The sequence below is a fragment of the Clostridium acidisoli DSM 12555 genome (assembly GCF_900176305.1).
GTDB lineage: Bacteria > Bacillota > Clostridia > Clostridiales > Clostridiaceae > Clostridium_I > Clostridium_I acidisoli.
Genome location: NZ_FWXH01000010.1, coordinates 73,401 through 93,366, shown reverse-complemented (window position 1 = coordinate 93,366; position 19,966 = coordinate 73,401). Strand labels below are relative to the sequence as shown.

General features: G+C 29.2%; 17 protein-coding genes. 6 read left to right on the top strand and 11 right to left on the bottom strand.

Annotated elements, in window-relative coordinates:
- Positions 1-53 precede the first annotated feature (53 nt).
- From clpB to B8978_RS12740, 4 genes are all read right to left on the bottom strand, one after another.
- On the bottom strand, positions 54-2,654 hold the full coding sequence (gene clpB / locus B8978_RS12755) for an ATP-dependent chaperone ClpB (RefSeq protein WP_084116428.1): 2,601 nt from the start codon (positions 2,652-2,654) through the stop codon (positions 54-56).
- Between the two features lie 98 nt (positions 2,655-2,752).
- Positions 2,753-4,036 carry a helix-turn-helix domain-containing protein gene (locus B8978_RS12750; RefSeq protein ID WP_242950555.1) on the bottom strand — a complete coding sequence of 428 codons (1,284 nt, stop codon included), beginning with the start codon at positions 4,034-4,036 and terminating at the stop codon, positions 2,753-2,755.
- A 2-nt stretch (positions 4,037-4,038) separates the two neighbouring features.
- A complete protein-coding gene (locus B8978_RS12745) occupies positions 4,039-5,343 on the bottom strand; it encodes a helix-turn-helix domain-containing protein (RefSeq protein ID WP_084116426.1) in 1,305 nt (434 codons plus the stop codon).
- 179 nt (positions 5,344-5,522) lie between these two features.
- On the bottom strand, positions 5,523-6,281 hold the full coding sequence (locus B8978_RS12740; protein ID WP_084116425.1) for a ribonuclease H1 domain-containing protein: 759 nt from the start codon (positions 6,279-6,281) through the stop codon (positions 5,523-5,525).
- Positions 6,282-6,447: 166 nt separating this feature from the next.
- Here B8978_RS12740 and B8978_RS12735 point away from each other — a divergent pair, with 166 nt between their 5' ends.
- The gene (locus tag B8978_RS12735) at positions 6,448-8,196 is read left to right on the top strand and encodes an ATP-dependent metallopeptidase FtsH/Yme1/Tma family protein (protein ID WP_084116424.1); all 1,749 of its coding nucleotides are present in this window, start codon (positions 6,448-6,450) and stop codon (positions 8,194-8,196) included.
- Positions 8,197-8,600: 404 nt separating this feature from the next.
- Here the strand turns inward: B8978_RS12735 and B8978_RS12730 are convergent, their stop codons facing one another.
- From B8978_RS12730 to B8978_RS12715, 4 genes are all read right to left on the bottom strand, one after another.
- A complete protein-coding gene (locus B8978_RS12730) occupies positions 8,601-9,563 on the bottom strand; it encodes a rhomboid family intramembrane serine protease (RefSeq protein WP_084116423.1) in 963 nt (320 codons plus the stop codon).
- A gap of 52 nt (positions 9,564-9,615) precedes the next feature.
- The gene (locus tag B8978_RS12725; protein ID WP_084116422.1) at positions 9,616-10,674 is read right to left on the bottom strand and encodes an HD-GYP domain-containing protein; all 1,059 of its coding nucleotides are present in this window, start codon (positions 10,672-10,674) and stop codon (positions 9,616-9,618) included.
- A 181-nt stretch (positions 10,675-10,855) separates the two neighbouring features.
- Complete coding sequence (pepF, locus tag B8978_RS12720) at positions 10,856-12,658, bottom strand: oligoendopeptidase F (RefSeq protein ID WP_084116421.1); 1,803 nt, start codon at positions 12,656-12,658, stop codon at positions 10,856-10,858.
- Positions 12,659-13,246: 588 nt separating this feature from the next.
- On the bottom strand, positions 13,247-13,642 hold the full coding sequence (locus B8978_RS12715) for a DUF6762 family protein (RefSeq protein WP_084116420.1): 396 nt from the start codon (positions 13,640-13,642) through the stop codon (positions 13,247-13,249).
- Positions 13,643-13,756: 114 nt separating this feature from the next.
- Between B8978_RS12715 and B8978_RS12710 the strand changes: the two genes are divergently transcribed.
- The gene (locus tag B8978_RS12710; protein ID WP_084116419.1) at positions 13,757-14,125 is read left to right on the top strand and encodes a hypothetical protein; all 369 of its coding nucleotides are present in this window, start codon (positions 13,757-13,759) and stop codon (positions 14,123-14,125) included.
- Here the strand turns inward: B8978_RS12710 and B8978_RS12705 are convergent.
- Positions 14,122-14,547: a Fur family transcriptional regulator gene (locus B8978_RS12705; RefSeq protein WP_084116418.1), complete on the bottom strand. Its 426-nt coding sequence runs from the start codon at positions 14,545-14,547 to the stop codon at positions 14,122-14,124. The genes B8978_RS12710 and B8978_RS12705 overlap by 4 nt on opposite strands.
- 57 nt (positions 14,548-14,604) lie before the next feature.
- Entirely contained in the window at positions 14,605-15,159 is a 555-nt protein-coding gene (locus tag B8978_RS12700) for a manganese efflux pump MntP (RefSeq protein ID WP_084116417.1), read from the bottom strand.
- A gap of 206 nt (positions 15,160-15,365) precedes the next feature.
- Here B8978_RS12700 and B8978_RS12695 point away from each other — a divergent pair, with 206 nt between their 5' ends.
- Genes B8978_RS12695 through panD form a run of 4 tightly spaced genes read left to right on the top strand, consistent with a single transcriptional unit; the run spans position 15,366 to position 18,338 of the window.
- Positions 15,366-16,214 carry a Rossmann-like and DUF2520 domain-containing protein gene (locus tag B8978_RS12695; protein WP_084116416.1) on the top strand — a complete coding sequence of 283 codons (849 nt, stop codon included), beginning with the start codon at positions 15,366-15,368 and terminating at the stop codon, positions 16,212-16,214.
- A 34-nt stretch (positions 16,215-16,248) separates the two neighbouring features.
- Positions 16,249-17,076, top strand: a complete 828-nt coding sequence (gene panB, locus B8978_RS12690; RefSeq protein WP_084116415.1) for a 3-methyl-2-oxobutanoate hydroxymethyltransferase — start codon at positions 16,249-16,251, stop codon at positions 17,074-17,076.
- Positions 17,077-17,100: 24 nt separating this feature from the next.
- Positions 17,101-17,955: a pantoate--beta-alanine ligase gene (gene panC / locus B8978_RS12685; RefSeq protein ID WP_084116414.1), complete on the top strand. Its 855-nt coding sequence runs from the start codon at positions 17,101-17,103 to the stop codon at positions 17,953-17,955.
- The gene (gene panD, locus B8978_RS12680; protein ID WP_084116413.1) at positions 17,955-18,338 is read left to right on the top strand and encodes an aspartate 1-decarboxylase; all 384 of its coding nucleotides are present in this window, start codon (positions 17,955-17,957) and stop codon (positions 18,336-18,338) included. The genes panC and panD overlap by 1 nt, the downstream gene beginning before the upstream one ends.
- A gap of 205 nt (positions 18,339-18,543) precedes the next feature.
- Here panD and bcaP read toward each other — a convergent pair whose 3' ends face one another.
- Entirely contained in the window at positions 18,544-19,947 is a 1,404-nt protein-coding gene (gene bcaP / locus B8978_RS12675) for a branched-chain amino acid transporter BcaP (protein WP_084116412.1), read from the bottom strand.
- Between the last annotated feature and the right edge of the window lie 19 nt (positions 19,948-19,966).

Genomic DNA, 19,966 nt, shown 5'->3' with positions numbered 1-19,966 from the left:
ACTTTATTACAATATAAAGTATACCATATACTTACTTGCTTTTTATATGATACTTATAAACTTTTTATTAATATATTACCATTTTCTCCTACAACTTGTATTGTCATTCCATCATATATCTTGCCCTCGATTATCTCTCTAGCTATCTTTGTTTCAAGGGTATTTTCTATATATCTTTTTAAAGGTCTCGCCCCATAAACCGGATCATACCCTTCATTTGCCATGATTTTTCTCGCACTTTCTTCTATAATAATTTTTATATTTTTTTCATTCAATTTATTCTTTATTTCTTCTGTAAATATATCTACTATTTTTTCTATGTCCTTTGTACTTAACGGTTTAAAGACAATTATATCATCAAGTCTATTTATAAATTCAGGTTTAAATCGTGATTTTAAATCATCCATTACATTCTTTTTAATTTCTTTACTTATTCCGTCTTTAGCTTCATCACTAGCTAAATATCTACTTCCAATATTTGATGTCATTATAATTATACTATTTCTAAAATCTACAGTTTGCCCCTTATTATCTGTAAGTCTTCCATCATCCAAGATTTGAAGAAAGATATTAAAGACATCTTCATGTGCTTTTTCTATTTCATCAAATAAAATTACGCTATAAGGCTTCCTTCTTACTGCCTCAGTAAGTTGCCCTCCTTCTTCATAACCAACATATCCTGGAGGTGCTCCAATAAGCCTTGATATAGAATATTTTTCCATATATTCAGACATATCTATTCTAATTATATTATTCTCACTGTCAAAAAGCGTTCTTGCAAGAGTTTTAGCAAGTTCAGTTTTTCCAACACCAGTGGGTCCAAGAAAAATAAATGATCCAATAGGCCTCTTTATATCCTTAAGTCCTGCTCTTGCTCTAATTACAGAATCTGAAACCGCTTTAACTGCCTCACCTTGACCTATAACCCTTCTACTAAGTTCATCTTCTAATTTTAATAATTTTTGTTTTTCACCTTCTAAAAGACTTGATACTGGTATTCCAGTCCATTTTGAAACAATGTCTGAAATTTCTTCTTCAGTAACTTCTTCTTTAAGAAGTGCATTTTCATTTTGAGTGTTCATAAGTTTTTCTTTTTCTTCTATATCCTTTTCAAGCTTTGGTACTAACCCATATTTAAGTTCTGCTGCTTTATTTAAATCATATTCTCTTTCTGCTTTTTCAACTTCTCCTTTTGCCTCATCAAGCTTTGTCTTTAGTTCCTTTATCTCTTTTATTTTAAATTTTTCCTTTTCATATTTAGAACTTATTTCTTTATCCTTATCTTTTAAATCACTTAATTCTTTATTTAATATTTTCAATCTTTCAATAGAGGCCTTATCAGTCTCTTTGCTTAAAGCTTCTTTCTCAATTTCCATTTGAAAAATCTTTCTTTTCAAATTATCCATTTCTGTAGGCATACTGTCTATTTCTGTTCTTATCATAGCACCAGCTTCATCAATTAAATCTATAGCCTTATCTGGTAAAAATCTATCTGTTATATATCTATCAGAAAGTTTTGCAGCTGCTATAATTGCAGAATCATGTATTCTAACTCCATGATGGATTTCAAATCTTTCTTTAAGCCCTCTAAGAATGGAAATAGAATCTTCTACTGAAGGCTGAGAAATTATAACTGGCTGGAACCTTCTCTCAAGCGCCTTATCCTTTTCAATATATTTCCTATATTCATCAAAAGTAGTAGCTCCAATGCAGTGCAAATCACCTCTTGCTAAAAGTGGCTTTATTAAATTACCTGCATCCATTGCTCCTTCAGTTTTTCCAGCTCCAACAATAGTGTGGATTTCATCTATAAATAATATTATCTTCCCTTGACTTTTTTCCACTTCTTTTAAAACTGCTTTAAGCCTTTCTTCAAATTCACCTCTATACTTAGCCCCTGCTATAAGTGCCCCCATATCTAATGAAAATATTATTCTATCTCTAAGTCCATCTGGTATATCACCTCTAACAATTCTTTCTGCAAGGCCTTCAACTATAGCCGTTTTACCCACTCCTGGTTCACCAATTAAAACCGGGTTATTTTTAGTCCTCCTTGAGAGAATCCTTACTACTCTTCTTATTTCTTCATCTCTTCCTATGACTGGATCCAATTTATGATTTTTTGCTTCATTTATAAGATTTCTACCATATTTCTTTAATGCATCATAAGTTCCCTCTGGGTCTTCTGACTCTACTCTTTGATTTCCTCTAACTTCTGCCAATATCTTCAAAAACTCTTTTTTATCAATATTGTTATTTTTTAGTATATATGTTATAACATCATCTTTGCTTAAATTCATAAGTGCAATCATTACATGTTCTGCGCTTATATAGGAATCTTTAAAATCCTTTGATATTTTTTCAGCATTAACAAATAATTCGTCAAATTTCCTAGTTACATAAACTGAAGATCCATCAGCTCCTCCACCCAAAACCTTTGGCATCCTATCTAATTCTTTTTGAGTATCACCAGTTAATTTCTCAATATTAACTTCCATCTTTCCAAATATATTTGGTATAAGACCTTCATCTTGAGAAATTAAAGCCATAAATATATGTATTACATCTACATTTTGATGTTTATTATTTATGGCTATATCCCTAGCATCATTTATTGCTCCTTGAACCTTAAGTGTTAATCTCTCAATATTCATGTATTCCATCTCCTTAAAATAAAAAGGTATTAGTATAAACTAACACCTTTAATTATATAATATTTTATCAAAACACAACCAAAAAAGTTAGTTTTAAATTATAATTTTTTGCTTAAATTAATAGCTAATGAAAAATACTTTAATGCTTCTGCTGTATTATGAACAGTGGAATATAAATTTCCCATGTCCAAATATCTCTTATAAAGTTGGTTTTTAGTCCCAAGCTTCATTAATATATCAAGAGATAAATTCATATACATTTCTTTCATTTGAAACTGTCCATTATTCTCCATTGTTACAGCTTTAAAATAATAAGCTTTTTCAATAAATATGTCATTTTTTAAATCTATAGCATAATTTAAGATTTTTTCACTTAGTTCTTGAGCCATACCCATCTTATTTATACTAATCAAGGTTTCTATTACCTCAATTATAAAATTCACATAATTAAACTTATCTTTTTCTGGGTATAGGTCCACAGCCTTACATATGTATCCATATGCTTTTTCTTCTAATTTTGTACCAATCATTGCAGCCCCATAGCTGTATAAAAATCCTGCTTTTCTAGTCATATTGTCTTTGCATAATTCTAAAGAGCGCTTTTCATAGTCATCATACTTATCATTTCCAACTTTAACACAAAGTATAGCAATTAAATTATATATTTCTGATGAATATTCTTCTTCACTTAAATATTTAATATACTCCATCAATTTAACAACAATTTCATATGCGCGTTCATAATTATTTAGTAGCAAATAACATTCAGCCTCTTTATATATTGAATCAGCTATCATTTTATAGTTGTTAGAATTTTTTAAGAGCAGTTCCTTTCTAACATTATTATAATAACTTGCAGCTTGAAAATATTCATTTCCCATATATAAATATCTACCTATATCAAGATAATATATTAATGTGTTGTTCTCTTCTCCTGACTTAACACATAAATTATAATATTTTGACGTATTCACTTGGCAAGAATTTATGTCTTTTATGTCAAGATAATAGTTAAACAATAAATGCATAATATTAAATGCAATTGTGTAATATTTATATTCTTCAGCATATTCAAGATTATATTTCAATATTTCTTCATGCTCTGCTTTAATTGGCTTACTAAATATTTCATTGTAATTTTCTTCTAATTGCTGTTTTATATCTTTCTTTAAATAGTTAGCATCTGCTTCTAACTTTTTTGCAACTAAATCTATTACCCAACCTTCTGGATCTATTTTGCCATTCTCTATACAACTCATTTTAGAGATTGATATTTTATCACAACATATATCCTTTAGTGTATATCCTTTGTATATTCTTGCTCTCTTAATTTTTTCACCTATAGATAGTATTTCCATGTTTTTCACACCTATCTTTTCCATACTTATAAATACTTAACCATTCCAAGTTGTTTAAATGCTTCTACACCTTTGTTTAAATATTTAGCAGCTTGTTTATCATCACCATTATCAATGTAAAATTTTCCAATTGTTATAGATAATTCTCCAATGTATTTTGTAAGTGATACTTTTTCTGCATAATCCAAAGCCATAAGAAGGGTATCTTCCGCTTCCTTAATATTTTTATCTAAAATGTCAACTCTATATTTTAACAAATAATACCTAACTAAATTTGCCTCATCTCCGGTAGATACATTTTCCATTATCTCTTCAAGAACCTTTCTTGAATTGTCAACATCCTTTAGTTTTATATAGTTATCACATATATTACTTAGTGTATCTATAATTGCACCTTTATCTTCTTTTAGCCTTATCTCTTTAGCATTGTTTAAATGTACAAAAGATTCCTCTAAGTTATCAAATTCGTAAAAAAGTCTTCCCAATTCATTTTCTATATTACCAATATATACAACATCTTTATTTTCTTTAAAAACTTCCAATGATTTTTTTGAATATTTTATTGCATTGTTAATATCTTCTTTTTTTATGTATTCTTTTGAAAGCAATAAAAGTGACTTACCATATTCCTTTTTATTATTTATTTCAGCAAATTTTTCTTTAGCCAAATAGCTATAATTCATTGATTTGTCCACATTATCTAATTTAAAATATATAAGTGCTATATAATAATATATTTCACCTAATAAATAATCATTTCCTATATCATTTTCCATAAAAACTTTTTCTGCTTGTTGAAAATAACTACAAGAAGAATGATATGCCTCTAAATCAAGAGTTATTTTCCCAAGTTTAACGTAAGTGTTAATTACATCTTCTTGTAATCCTAACCTTATAAAAATAGCATTTGCAGCCAAAAAATATTGCTGGGCTAAACCCATTTCCTTCTTTTCTGTACTAATTATTGCACGAAGATACAAATTTCTAGCTTTTCTACTGTCAAGATTATATTTTTCAGCATAATACATTGCACTTTCTAGGAACTGCTCACCAAGTTGAAAATCTTTGTTTAATATATGCGCTTCTGCAACATTCTCATAATAAACGCATATTTTTTCTGCTTGTGTTTCTTCAGTTTCCATCAAATACTCTACTGATGTATTTAGAGTTGTTGCCAAATATTCTAGTAAGTCCATGCTAGGATTAGATTTTCCCGACTCAACTAAACTTATTTGCCCCGGAGTTATTCTGTCTCCAGCCAAATCTTTCAGAGTCATGTCAAGATCTTTTCTTCTTCTTTTTATTTTTTCACCTAAAGACAATATTTCCATATTTTATCTTCCTTTACACTTGTATGCATTTGTAAAAAATAAACATATTTTTTGCTCATATCCATAATATAATATATTATATCATAATACATTTACTAATTACAAAACAAATCATTAATTAAATTAAAATCTGATTTAAATTATTTACAATTTATCATATTTTAGATTTGTTATCAAACTTATACTACAACGTGTATCTTTTCTTCTAATAATTTTACAAGTATCTCATTGAATTTATTTTTTATTTCATAATTTTGAACTTTTATAACATTATTTTTTAAAAGCTTTTCGGTTTCTCCTTTAATTTTGACCTCTATAGATGCTTTAGCAAATTCATCTACTACTTCGTTAAATAAATTTCCCGTATGACTGTCCACTTTTAGAAAATCAACTTTTATTTCACCTTCTTTAATAAGTGAGTTTATCTTTTCATAATATATCTTTGAAGACATGTCTTTCCTCTCCCACTCACCCGTGGCATGAAAACATACACCTAGATAATCATGCACAATTGTTATTTGTTTCAATCTATTTTTCACCGCGTATTCAATTGCTTTTATAGACGCTTCAAGTTCACCAGCAATTTGCCTTATATTCTTTTCTGACTTATCGAGTCCACACCCATTTTCTATATGAATGATGACATCATCTCTTACAATTACAACTGCATATCCGTATTTACCAGTCACTGTATTGTAACTTCCATCAACATAAGCATATGTTATACCTTTTAAAAGCTCTCCATTTATGTTATTTTTCATAAAATTATTGTTATTTAAATATTCTTCTGCTTCATCTTTAAGTTTAAAACTTTTGTATTTAGCACCTTTCACTCCTCTTACAAGCCTTTCACATTCACTCCATGTATTTACTATTGTATTCTCTATTTTAACATTTCTTATTGAATCAAATCCTTCTTTTATTGCATAATATTTCATACTTACCTCTCCATTTTTTTATAATTTTAATACTCTTATTATAGCTTTAAACTATTGTAAATGTATAGATGTTCCACCTTAATATTTAATTCCCATTAGACTTTTACATATTCCCATGTATAATTATATTATGTAAACTATCATATGAATATACGGAGGTATATAAATGAATAAATTTAAAAATAAATATATTTTGATACCTATTGTTACTGGGATTATATCATTGATATTACTTGGTGTTTTTAATTTTTCTAACATCAATACTTCAAATAAAAAATATTTGGATTTTAGAAGCGATGTATCAAAAAATTTAGTTTCTGAAGTATATATTACAAACTCACCTACTATGAGTGTTAAGTTAAAAAATGGCACTATATATCAAACTGATAACCCTAGATTGAATGACTTCAAAGAGGATTTACTACAAAATAATATAAAGGTATCTGAAACACCATATTTTTCACTGTACAATGTTTTACCATTAACTATTCTTATAATATCTCTGATAATTACAATAATAATGTCTTTAAAATCTAAAACTTTATCTTCAAAAAAATTATTTTCAGGAGACTCTCTTGATATTTCTGCTGTAGAAAATGTAGATTTTGATTTTACTTCTGTAGCTGGAAATGAAGAAGCAAAAGAGAGTGTAAACGACATCGTTGACTTTTTAAAAAATCCAGAAAAATACGCCTCATACGGTGCGAGAATACCAAAAGGAATTATATTGTATGGTGAACCTGGTACTGGTAAAACACTACTTGCTAAAGCTGTAGCTGGTGAGGCAAATGTTCCCTTTTATGCTATGACTGGTTCTGATTTTGTTCAAATTTATGTTGGTGTAGGTGCAAGTAGAATACGACAACTTTTTAAAAAGGCTAGAACTCATGGTAAAGCTGTAATTTTTATAGATGAAATAGATGCAATCGGTAAGAAAAGAGAAAGTGGTCAAGCTGGAGGTTCTGATGAGAGAGATCAAACCTTAAATGCTTTGTTGACAGAAATGTCTGGTTTTAATGAAAAAGAAGGAATAGTTGTTATAGCTGCTACCAATAGATTAGACATGTTAGATTCAGCTCTTTTAAGACCTGGAAGATTTGATAGACATATTGAAGTGGCTCTTCCAGACTTAAGCGCCAGAAAAAAAATAATAGACCTTCATTTAAAAAACAAACCTGTTGGTAAAATAGACATCGAAGATCTATCTTACAAAACGGCATATTTTTCTGGTGCTAAACTTGAAAGTCTAATAAATGAAGCCGCTATATTAGCCTGTAAAGATGAAAGTAATTTTATTGAATCAGAGCACATTGACAAAGCCTACTCCATAGTAATTGCTGGACACGAAAAAATAAATCGTTCTCACATAAGTAAAAAAGACATGAAAATCACTGCATTTCACGAAGCTGGACATGCATTGCTATCACTTAAGCTGCTTCCTTTTGAAAAAGTATCTAAAGTTACAATAATTCCAAGTACTAAAGGAGCTGGTGGTTATACTTTAAGTATACCAGAGGATACTTTATATCAAAACAAAGACTATATAACAAAAAAAATAATGGTACTTTTAGGTGGAAGAATCGCTGAAGATTTGATCTTTTCCAAAGATTTTGTAACAACTGGTGCTTATAGTGACCTTAAAGAAAGTACAAAGCTTGTTAAAAATATGGTAACCCAATATGGTATGGGTGACAGCTTAGGTTTATTAAATTTTTCTGAACTTTCAAGCCTTGGCCCTAATATTGGAAATGATATAACTTCTGAATGTAAGGATACTTTAAATTCACTTTATAATGAAGGTCGTAAACTTTTATCAGATAATATAAATGTTTTAAACAAACTTTCCGAAGAACTTTTAAAGAAAGAGACTCTTATAGAAGATGAGATTTTGGAAATAGTTAATTATAATTCATAGTATTTAGAAATTGCGAATCAAATACTAAAGAATTTTATCATAGCTAAAGCTAGATAAAAAGATTAAAGAAAGCCTTCGGCTAGATGGAAGAATTGACGAGGCTAAAGCCGTCAAAGGTGAGAGAAGTTACTTACGTAACAGATAAAGGAAAATTTTCCTCCTACGTCAGAAAAATAATGAATGACAATGTACTTTAGATTATAGATTTAAATTCAAAGATTTTTCGCAGCATAGCGTAGAAAAATCATCCTAAACCTTTTGCTGCAAGCAAATTTTCTCACCATTAACGGAATTACCGTTAATTCTTTAATCATGCTACTCTGGCAATCTTTCACCTTTTTACTCACGTAGTAGAGTAAAAAGCTTTAATCGGTTGCTTCGCAATATCTTTGTGCAATAAACTGCTATTTATTATCCAAACTATAATTTCTATATAAAATTGCTCCTAGTATAACTCCGCTTACAAAACCACCTAAATGTGCGTATACGTCTATATTAGGTATGGAGAAAGAAAAAATCAAGTTTACTACTACTACAGAAACAACATTTATTAAAAAACTCTTTCCAATTTGTTTTCTTAGGTTATATGCAATAACAAGTGTTGCCCCTAGTACACCAAATATTGCTCCCGAAGCTCCAACAGACATATATGGACTTAACATAAAACTTGTTATTGATGCAATTATTCCAGATAAGATATATATTAAAAAATATCTAAATTTTCCATAAAATTTTTCCACTAGTGGTCCAATAGCAAATAGTGAATACATATTCATAGAAATATGTACTATGCCACTATGTAAAAACATACTTGATATCAGCCTGTAATATTCACCTTTACTTATGAGTAAATTATCTTTTGCTCCCAAATATTCCAATACATTTGAGTTTATGTCAAATATATTTTTTGACATATATACTGATATTAGAAAAATAATAACATTAATAAATATTATTGAGTAAGTTACTATATAAAACCTATTGTCTTTCATATTAGCTTTCTGAAAAGCTACAATTTTTTCTATTTCCTTAGCGTCATCTCTAATACAATTTGAAATGTACAACACATCATTATTTTTAGCATCAAAAGCAATAATGTTATCTTCAAGCATATTTATTTGTGAGCTATCATTAGTAATTAAAACTTTTATATATTTTATTTCTTCTTTGTTTTCAATTTTAATTTTATTAAGAATATTTTCTAGATTACTCCGCTCAGATTGCTTAAAAAATATAAAAATTCTATTTGGTATAATATTTTTATCTATTACACCCCATAAGTATGCATTTTGTTCTCCAAATTGTTGAATTTGAAAATTATAGTATTTGCAAAGATTTTCAATAAGTATTTTTGTATTTTTATCCATAGGTTTCTCCAATTTAATAAATATTCTGTTAACGTTAAAATTTAAATGAAAATCAAGCTATGCCAATTATCGTAATATTAATACTATTCATAAGATTAATTTCATAAAATGAATTTGCACCTGTTTTACCATTCTCATCCATAACCCTTATTACAGGTCTATCCGGGAAACCAACGTTTTGCTTTACCACATAACCTTCAATAGAATTTGATAATATAACCCTGCAGCCTAAAGGATAAATAGAAAATGTATTTTTAAATTTTTGCACAATTTCATCATCAAACATAGTTCCACTTCCTGAAAGAATAAGTTCATATGCATCATTGGGCTTAAATCTTTTTCTGTAACTCCTATTACTTGTAACTGCTGCATATACATCACAAACGCCAACAACTTTTCCAAATTTTGATATGGCATTTCCTGTTAATCCATTTGGATAACCTTTTCCATCAAATCTCTCATGATGTTCAGATACCACTTTTATAGTATTATCTGATATAGAATAATTTTTTTCCAGAATCTCCTTACCGTATATTGGATGCCTTTTTATTTCTTCAAATTCTTCCTTAGTTAATGAGCTAGTCTTATTGATTATGCTATTTGGAATTTTGGTTTTACCAATGTCATGGAGAATTGCTCCAGTTCCTAGTTCCCTTAGCTCTAAATGGTTAAATTTCATATTAACACCTAAAAAAGTTGACATTATTCCTGTATCAATGCAATGAAGATATGTATAATTATCATAAGTTTTTACATCAAATAAAAGATCATTTACATCTCCATTTTCCGCAACATAATCTATTAATTCTTCCAAAATTTCTATAGAATCATGTAGTCCTTTTTTATCTTTATTAAAAACATTTTTTACAATTTTAGACATATTTTTAATTGTGAGTCTTTTAAGTTCCACTAACTTGTCATCAATTGCTAACACATCATCTAGTCTCTCATCTTGTATGTATACATAAGAAACACCTATCTTTTTTAACTTATCTATAAAAAAGCTATTTAAACTCACACCTGCTTTTAGTAATATTGTGCCTTCACTAGTATATATATTCTTCCCTAAAACTTCATTTTCTTTAACATTGCACATAAACTCTAATCTCATAAAACTCTCCTTAACAAGCATCCTAATAATTAAAGACTAAAATTTTGAAGTACTTAGTACAATATTACAACATTATGCGACATTTAACAAGACGCTTTATTTTTCTATTCTTATTAAACATAGTTAATTTTTTTATTAAAATTAAATTAGCTAAAAGTTTTTTTAACTTTTAGCTTAATTTTTATTGTATTTTATCTAACATATCTAAAAGTTTATTAAAAGTATCAATTGTATCATTTAGCGGTTTTGACGTTGTCATATCAACACCACCTCTTTTTAACACTTCAATTGGATAATCACTAGACCCACTCTTTAAAAATTCTTTATACTTTTCTGTTGCATTTTTTTCTCCATCCAAAATCATTTTGCTAAATGAATTTGCAGCTGAATAACCTGTGGCATATTGATAAACATAAAAATCACTATAAAAATGCGGTATTCTTGCCCATTCCATATCTATTTCTTCATCCACAAACATTTCTGGCCCAAAATATTTAACATTTAATTCATGCCATAATCTGCAGTAATCCTCTCCTGAAAATGGCGAGCCACTTTCTATACCTTCATGTACTGTTTTTTCGAATTCAGCAAACATTACTTGCCTAAAAACAGTAGTTCTTATTTGTTCTAGTTGTTGATTAATAAGATACATTTTCTTATTTTTATCTTTTTCATTATTTATTAAGTGATTTATTAGCAGAGATTCGTTTGTTGTTGATGCCACTTCTGCACAAAATAATGAATAATTTGCATATATATATGGCTGATTTTTTCTTGAATAATATGAATGTATTGAGTGACCCATCTCATGAGCTAAAGTTGACACATCATTCATCTCATAATTGTAATTTAATAGTACATATGGCATAGTATCATAACTTCCAAAAGAATATGCACCACCTCTTTTTCCTACATTCTCGAATACATCTATCCAACCATCGTTAACACCTTGTTGAAATATCTGCAAATATTCCTCGCCCAATGGTTTTAATCCTTCCTTAACAATTTTTACTGCATCTTCAAATTCAATATGTTCCTTTACGTTATCAACTATTGGTACATATAAATCATACATATGAATTTCGTCTAATTTCAGCAACTTCTTTTTAATTTTAACATATCTATGAAGAGATTCTTTTAGGCTACTGTCTACTGCTTCTATAAGATTATTATAAACATCTAATGGAATGTCATTAGGTGTTAAACTATATTCCATTGAATTTTTATAATTTCTTACCTTTGATTGAAACACAAAATTTTTAACTGAAGATGAAAGTGCTTCAGCAAATGTATTTTTATAATTTTTATAGGTATTAAATAGCACATTAAAGGCCCTTTTTCTAACTTCTCTATTTTTAGATTTTATAAATTTACCATACTTAACTTCTGTAAGTTCTACTTCATTACCATCTTCATCAATAACATTTGGGAACTTCATATCTGCATTTGAAAGCATACTAAAAATATTACCTGGTGCTTCAAGGCAATCTGATACCGCTGCTAAAAGCTTTTCTTCTTTTTTTGAAAGTACATGAGGTTTCATTTTTAAAATATCATTTATTGCAAATTCATATTTTTTCAGGTCTTTAAACTTTTCAAATTGGCGTTGTATTAAACCTTCGGGTAAAGCTAATATCTCTGGTATAAAAAACGATTCTGCACTTTTAAATTCTGAAAGATATGAATCTATCTTACTCTTTAAAGTTTGAAATTCTGTATTTGTAGTGTCCTCATCATATCTTTGATGAGCATATACATATAATTTTTCTGCCAGCCTAGATGCTTCCTCATCAATTTTATAAAATTCTAAAAGCTTCTCGCCATCTCCAAGTTTTCCACTATACTCAGTTATTTTAGGAACATACTTTTTTAAATTATCTAAATCTTTTTCCCATTCACTTGTATTTTTATATACCTTTTCTATTTTCCATTTGTACTTTTCTTCAATCATATCCCTAGTTTTAGTCTTTTTATTTTCATCCATAACAATACCCCTTTCAAAATTTATTATTAGTTTACTTATTAAAATTTGTTCTTACTAGTAATGTATTGCCAAGCAAGTTGGTTAAAGATTTTTACTCTACTGCGTGAGTAAAACGATTAAAGATTGCCAGAGTGGCAAGATTAAAGAATTAACGGTAATGCCGTTAATTGTGAGAGAATTTGCTTTCAGCAAAAATGTTAAGATGATTTTCTCCCCTATGCCATGAAAAATCTTTGAACTTAAATCTATAATCTAAAGTATATTGTCCCTCATTTTTTCACCGAAGGTTATGATATTCAATACATAAGTATTTATTCTAATATTACATTAACCATCATATGAACTCAAAAGACTGCGCCTAAAAATATAACTACGGTTAAAAAATATAAGTTCAATCACTTTAAACTATGAAATTTATTTTTTCGACCAGATGCGTAGGTAGCTTCTCTCACCTTTGACGGCTTTAGCATCGTCAATTCTTCCATCTAGCCGAAGGCTTTCTTTAATCTTCTCATTTAGCTTTAGCTATTATGAAAAGCTTTAACCCTCGGCCAGTAATTTCTTTATACTTCCAATTTAAACAACAAATTAGTATAATTCTTGCTTACCATTTATATCATAAAAAACAGTATCCATACTCTCTGATATAATATTGCACACTTCTTTTATTTTATTACTCATAATTTCATGATCTTCTGAAAAATCAAATGTAAGCTTCCATGTTGGATTGTATTCATCATCCACATCTTCTACTTTATAACCTTTTTCCAAAAATAAATCATAATTAAACAAATCAAAAATTGCTGAATACTCCCATTCTTCTACGTCTTTATTAGTATCAAAAAAAATATTTACAACCTCACCATCATAATACATTTTTGTTATATATTCAGCGCCATCGGTAACTTCATAGCTTCCTATCTCCCTGATAAAAGCATTATTTTCTTTGTCCTTCTCCATTAACACTAAAGATGAAAAATTCATTATAACATTCCTTTCTTATTTAAAAATTACAATATATATATTATTTACAAAATCGAATAATTTTATTATAATATACTTACAAATTATGGATATTAAATTATAGGGGGTTTTCCTTTGATTAAAAAAAATAGTTCAAAAAAGAAACTTTTTGTCCTTTGTATAATAGTTTTAATTACGCTTTTTATTTCTACTTACCATAACATTGAAAATAATAAACGTAAAGATATAACATATTCAGCACAACAGTATTTAACTACAGGAATGTTTAACCAATATAAATTATATAATGTTGACTTCTACCATCTTTTGTTTTCTGACACAAAAGAGGCTATACTTGAAGTGCAAGGAATGGAATACAAAGTTCCTCACAAAACTGTTAAATACAAACTTTTTATGAATAAAAATAGCAGTGGAATATGGTCTGTAAATAAATTAGTACCTATTTCCAATATGGATTCTTTGAATGAAAATGAAACTAATTAATGATTATTTTTCATTTTTTTTGAACATTCTTCACATATGGCTTTCATTTTAAGTTCATGTTCTAAAAGCACAAAACCAGTTTTGTTTTTTATTATTTCCTCAACAGAAATCATGGGGCATTCTATTTCAACTTTTTTGTGACAATAGCTGCACTCAATCTTATGCTTATGTTTATATTCCTTAATTTTATAACTATACTTTCCATCACCTAAATCAAATTTATCTATTATACCTTTAGATACAAATAAATCTAAACTTCTATAAACAGTTGAAAGATCTACATTGCTTCCATTTTTAACAGACTCCTCATATATATATTCTGCAGTTATGGCTTGCATTGAATTATATATAATGCTTAAAATTGCAATTCTTCCTTTAGTTACTTTAATGCTTTTTTCTTTTAAACAAGTCTCGTATTTCACCTTATCACCCTATAACAATTTTTATTATAATTATAGCACAATATATAAGCTATATGACTAAAAAAACACCATCATCTTGATTCCAAAAAAAATTAATATAATTCCTCCCATAAAATCTGCATATTTTGCAATTACATTTATCTTAGATAAATAGGATGAAATTATAAACGCCATGGAAGCTACAATTAATGTTATTAATCCAATAAAAATTGTCTGTAAAAACACTTCTGTAAAATTAATAATATTATTAAACCCAGTAAATCCAATAACAAAAGCATCTATACTCACTGAGATACCCAAAATAATATACACAATTTTATTTAAGTGTAACTTCTTGTCCTTATTTTCAAATCCATCTTTAATCATAATTACTCCTACAACTACTATTATTCCTCCACCTATAATATTAGGTATAGCTGTAATATACGTATTAAAGATAAATCCTAGACATGCCCCTAAAAGCGAACAGAAAAATTGAAAAAATCCAAAGGATATTGCAAATAGTATTTTATCCTTTATTATTAATGCCTTGTTGATACCTATACTTATAGAAACTCCAAAAGCATCTAATGATAAAGCTAACGCTATTAAAAATGTATAATTTAAATTCATAATTACCCCCTATAATATGTATTTGAATACATAATTAATATATGTTAAAATAGTTTCGGGTAGTATCATTTTGAACTGCACCTTTAGTGTTAATTATATAGATTATTTTTTATGCTCATATCAATTTGAATGGGACATTACAATTGGGAGTTAGCCTTTAGCCTAAATATACGGCTTATATATTATAATATAAAGACGGTGATGCCATGGATTTTAATATCGGCTTTATAGGAGCTGGCAAGGTTGGCATTAGTTTAGGTAAATATTTTAGTATTAATAACTTAAACTTATCAGGTTATTATAGCAAAAATGCCAATTCAGCAGCTGAAGCAGCCGAATTTACTAACAGTAAACATTTTAACGACTTAGAAACATTAATTAGATATTCAAATTTAATTTTTATTACTACTCCCGATGATGTTATAAAAGAAATATGGAATGAACTTAAAGAATACAATCTTAAAGATAAAATCATTTGTCACACAAGTGGTTCATTATCTTCCTCAATCTTTTCAAATATAAACACTCTAGGCGCATTAGGATATTCTATCCACCCAATGTGTGCTTTCTCAGATAAATTTACTACTTATAAATCACTAAACCAAATATATTTTTCAATCCAAGGAGATGATGCATACTTATACGTACTAAGTGAGCTTTTAAAAGGACTTGGAAATAATGTTATTATTCTGGATAAAGATAAAAAACCTCTTTATCATCTTGCAAATGTTACAGTCTCTAATTTAGTTTTATCACTTTTAGAGATAGGCTGTAGTTATATGAAAAGCTGTGGTTTAAATGAAAAAGATGCTATAAATGCACTTATGCCACTAATAGACAATAATATAAAAAACATAAAAGCCCATGGATTTTTAAATGCACTTACAGGACCAGTTGAAAGAGGTGATTTAGAGACTTTAAAACATCATCTAACTGTTATACCACCCAGTGATTTAGACTTATATAGGCGTCTTTCTTTAAACCTAATTAATTTATCTGAGAAAAAGCATTATGGAAAAAATTACAATATCTTAAAAAATGAGCTTTGTAATTAATCTACAGCTCAAAACGTTATAGGAGCGTATAATAATGAAAAATAATATCTCTACTTTTTTAGAAGCAAAACAAAAAAACGAGAAGCTTACAATGTTAACTGCATACGATTATTCTATGGCTAAAATTATGGATAATTCAGGCATAAATGGTATTTTAGTTGGTGACTCCCTTGGAATGGTTTGTCTAGGTTATAAGGATACTCTAAGCGTAACAATGGAGGATATGCTTCATCATATCAAGGCAGTTTCTAGAGGTAGTGAAAATGCACTTGTAGTTGGTGATATGCCTTTTATGTCTTATCAAACTTCTGTATATGATGCAGTTAAAAATGCTGGTAGAATTATTCAGGAAGGTGGTGCTGGTGCTGTTAAACTTGAAGGTGGCAGTACTGTGTATGAGCAGGTTAAAGTCATAGTAAAAGCTCAAATTCCAGTAATGGGGCATATAGGTTTAACTCCTCAATCTGTTAATATGTTTGGTGGCTTTAAAATTCAAGGAAAAGATGAACTAAAAGCAAAAGATATAATAGAAGATGCTAAAAAACTAGAAGATGCTGGTGTATTTTCAATTGTTTTAGAAGGAATACCATACAAATTAGCAAAAATCATAACTGAGACTGTAAGTGTTCCAACAATAGGCATCGGCGCAGGTAAATATTGCGATGGACAAATACTCGTATATCAAGATATGCTTGGTTTATTTACAGATTTTACCCCAAAGTTTGTCAAGTCCTATGGAAATGCTGGTGAGGTAATTAGAACCGCTTTTGAGGATTACATAAAAGAAGTTAAAAATGGTATATTTCCTTCTGAAAAGCACAGCTTTAATATTTCTGATGACATTATAAAAAAATTGTATTAAGCATATATGAAAGGAGCCCTATTAATGATTACAATTAATGCAATAAACGAACTTAGAAAACAAATAAATGAGTGGAAGCTTAAAGGTCTTACAGTAGGTCTTGTACCAACCATGGGATTTTTACATGAAGGTCATGAAAGTTTAATTAAAAGAGCAAAAAAAGAAAATGACAGAGTTGTTGTAAGTGTATTTGTGAATCCTACCCAATTTGGACCAAATGAAGATTTAGAATCTTACCCTAGAGACATAAAACATGATGAAGCTCTTTGTAGTAATGCTGGAGCCAATATCATTTTTAATCCTTCACCTTCAGAAATGTACTACAAAGATGCAAGCACAACAATAAATGTTTTAGGACTAACAGAAGGTTTATGTGGTGCTAAAAGGCCTGTTCATTTTGGAGGAGTTTGCCTTGTGGTCTCTAAATTATTTAATATTGTAACACCCAATAGAGCTTATTTTGGTGAAAAAGATGCACAACAACTTGCAGTTATAAAAAAGATGGTACGTGATTTAAACTTCGATATTGAGGTAGTTGGATGCCCAATAGTAAGAGAAATTGATGGTTTAGCTAAGAGTTCAAGAAATTCATATCTGTCTGAACATGAAAGATCGGCTGCTTTAGTTTTAAATCAAAGTCTTACTTTAGCTAAAGAGGCTCTATTAGCGGGTAAAAATGATCCTGCTGCTATAAAAAATATAATTACTAAAAAATTAGATTCAGAAAGCTTAGCCAAAATTGACTATGTTGAAATTGTAGATAGTTTAACCCTAAAACCTGTAGATATAATTAATTCTTCTATTTTAGTTGCCATTGCAGTGTATATTGGCAAAACAAGACTTATTGACAATTTTACGTTTACACAAGGAGGAAACTAATGCAATTAAACATGTTAAAATCAAAAATTCACAGAGCTACAGTTACAGAAGCAAATTTAAATTATGTAGGAAGTATAACTATTGATAGAGAATTAATGGCTGCTGCTAATATAATAGAATATGAAAAAATACAAGTAGTTGACATAAACAATGGAAGCAGAATAGAAACATATGTTATTGCAGGTGAAGGTGGGAGTAAAGTTATATGCTTAAATGGAGCTGCTGCAAGATATGTACAGCCTGGCGATAAAGTTATTTTAATGACTTATTGCCAAATGGATGAATCTGAAGCTAAAATTCATAAACCTACAGTGGTTTTTATCAATGATGACAATTCAATATTACAAATTACGGATTATGAAAAGCATGGGGAGATAAAGTAAAACTAACACTCAGGTGGGGGTTTTTCCCACCTGAGTGTTAGTTGAACAAATCCAGCGCGTAGTAGTCGTTAACTCTCAACTATTGCATAAGTTGGAGTCTTACGGATGGTAGCGAATGGATAAAGTAAATAATAAGACATTGCGAAACAGCTTATTCAGCTTTTTATCCGCAATGTCTTATTGTTTTTAATTTAATTTTTATTTGTTAAGAAACCGCCTCTTCTTCATTTTGCATAGTGCTATGTTTCCTACTATATACAAAATATACAACCATACCAATTGCAAACCAAACAGCAAATCTAATCCAAGTAACAACTTGAAGTTGATAAATTAGATAAGCACATGCTGCTGCAGAAATTAAAGGTGTAAATGGTGCTCCTGGACATTTAAATGGTCTTTTAAGATCAGGTCTCTTTCTTCTTAAAGCTATTACTCCTAAAGAAACTATAATAAAGGCTGCAAGTGTACCTATATTAGTCATCTCTGAAACTATACCAATTGGCAAAAATCCTGCAATTACTGCTGCTGCGATTCCAACTAATGCTGTACAAAGTACTGGAGTTTTTGTTTTTTCACTTACATCACCAAGAGCTTTTGGTAAAAGTCCATCTCTTGACATTGCAAAGAATATTCTTGTCTGACCAAACATCATAACTAAAAGTACTGATGTTATTCCACACATTGCACCAACAGATACTAAAGCTGAACCCCAATTAATACCTATTTGCTGAAGTGCAAATGCTACTGGTGCTGATGTTTTACTATATGCACTATATTTTACAACGCCTGTTAATATTGCAGAAACTACTATATAAAGCACTGTACATATTACTAATGAATAAATAATTCCCTTTGGTAAATCCTTCTGAGGATCTTTAACCTCTTCAGCAGCTGTAGAAACCGCATCAAAACCTATATACGCAAAGAATACATAAGCTGCACCTTTAACTACTCCACCAAATCCAAAAGGCATAAATGGATGCCAGTTTGCAGGTTTAACGTGTCCAACAGCTAAAACTATAAACAAAACTACAACTACAAGTTTAATTGCAACTATAATATTGTTAACACCTGTACTTTGTTTAACCCCTGCTATCAATAGTGCGGATATTAATGCAACTATAAGTATTGCAGGTAAATTAACAACTCCACCATCCATTGGTGCACTTACAAGATTCTTAGGTAAGTTTATACCAATTTCACTAAGCAAGTTAACTGCATATCCTGACCAACCTATTGCTACAGTACCTATGGCGACTGTATATTCTAGAATAAGATCCCATCCTATAATCCATGCCCAAATTTCACCAAGTGCCGCATATCCATAGGTATATGCGCTTCCAGCCACAGGAACCATAGCTGCAAATTCAGCATAACATAATGCTGCAAACACACAAGCAAAGCCAGCTATTATAAAAGAAAGCACAAGTGCAGGTCCTGACATAGTAGCTGCTGCAACTCCAGTTATAACAAAAATACCCGTTCCAATAATAGCTCCGATACCAAGAAATGTAAGTTCCGTTGGCCCTAAAACTTTTGCTAATGACTTTTTACCTTTTGTTTCTCCAATTAAAGTGTCGATAGATTTTGTAGTAAAAATACTTTTCAATTGAAAGCCTCCCTATAAA

Excerpts from the sequence above, each read along its gene's own strand:
- B8978_RS12735 (WP_084116424.1), top strand. The coding sequence starts at position 6,448 with ATGAATAAATTTAAAAATAAATATATTTTGATACCTATTGTTACTGGG.
- clpB (WP_084116428.1), bottom strand. The coding sequence starts at position 2,654 with ATGAATATTGAGAGATTAACACTTAAGGTTCAAGGAGCAATAAATGAT.
- B8978_RS12725 (WP_084116422.1), bottom strand. The coding sequence starts at position 10,674 with ATGAGATTAGAGTTTATGTGCAATGTTAAAGAAAATGAAGTTTTAGGG.
- pepF (WP_084116421.1), bottom strand. The coding sequence starts at position 12,658 with ATGGATGAAAATAAAAAGACTAAAACTAGGGATATGATTGAAGAAAAG.
- panD (WP_084116413.1), top strand. The coding sequence starts at position 17,955 with ATGCAATTAAACATGTTAAAATCAAAAATTCACAGAGCTACAGTTACA.
- B8978_RS12700 (WP_084116417.1), bottom strand. The coding sequence starts at position 15,159 with ATGAATTTAAATTATACATTTTTAATAGCGTTAGCTTTATCATTAGAT.
- B8978_RS12730 (WP_084116423.1), bottom strand. The coding sequence starts at position 9,563 with ATGGATAAAAATACAAAAATACTTATTGAAAATCTTTGCAAATACTAT.
- B8978_RS12740 (WP_084116425.1), bottom strand. The coding sequence starts at position 6,281 with ATGAAATATTATGCAATAAAAGAAGGATTTGATTCAATAAGAAATGTT.
- panC (WP_084116414.1), top strand. The coding sequence starts at position 17,101 with ATGATTACAATTAATGCAATAAACGAACTTAGAAAACAAATAAATGAG.
- B8978_RS12745 (WP_084116426.1), bottom strand. The coding sequence starts at position 5,343 with ATGGAAATATTGTCTTTAGGTGAAAAAATAAAAAGAAGAAGAAAAGAT.
- B8978_RS12695 (WP_084116416.1), top strand. The coding sequence starts at position 15,366 with ATGGATTTTAATATCGGCTTTATAGGAGCTGGCAAGGTTGGCATTAGT.
- panB (WP_084116415.1), top strand. The coding sequence starts at position 16,249 with ATGAAAAATAATATCTCTACTTTTTTAGAAGCAAAACAAAAAAACGAG.
- B8978_RS12750 (WP_242950555.1), bottom strand. The coding sequence starts at position 4,036 with ATGGAAAAGATAGGTGTGAAAAACATGGAAATACTATCTATAGGTGAA.
- B8978_RS12715 (WP_084116420.1), bottom strand. The coding sequence starts at position 13,642 with ATGAATTTTTCATCTTTAGTGTTAATGGAGAAGGACAAAGAAAATAAT.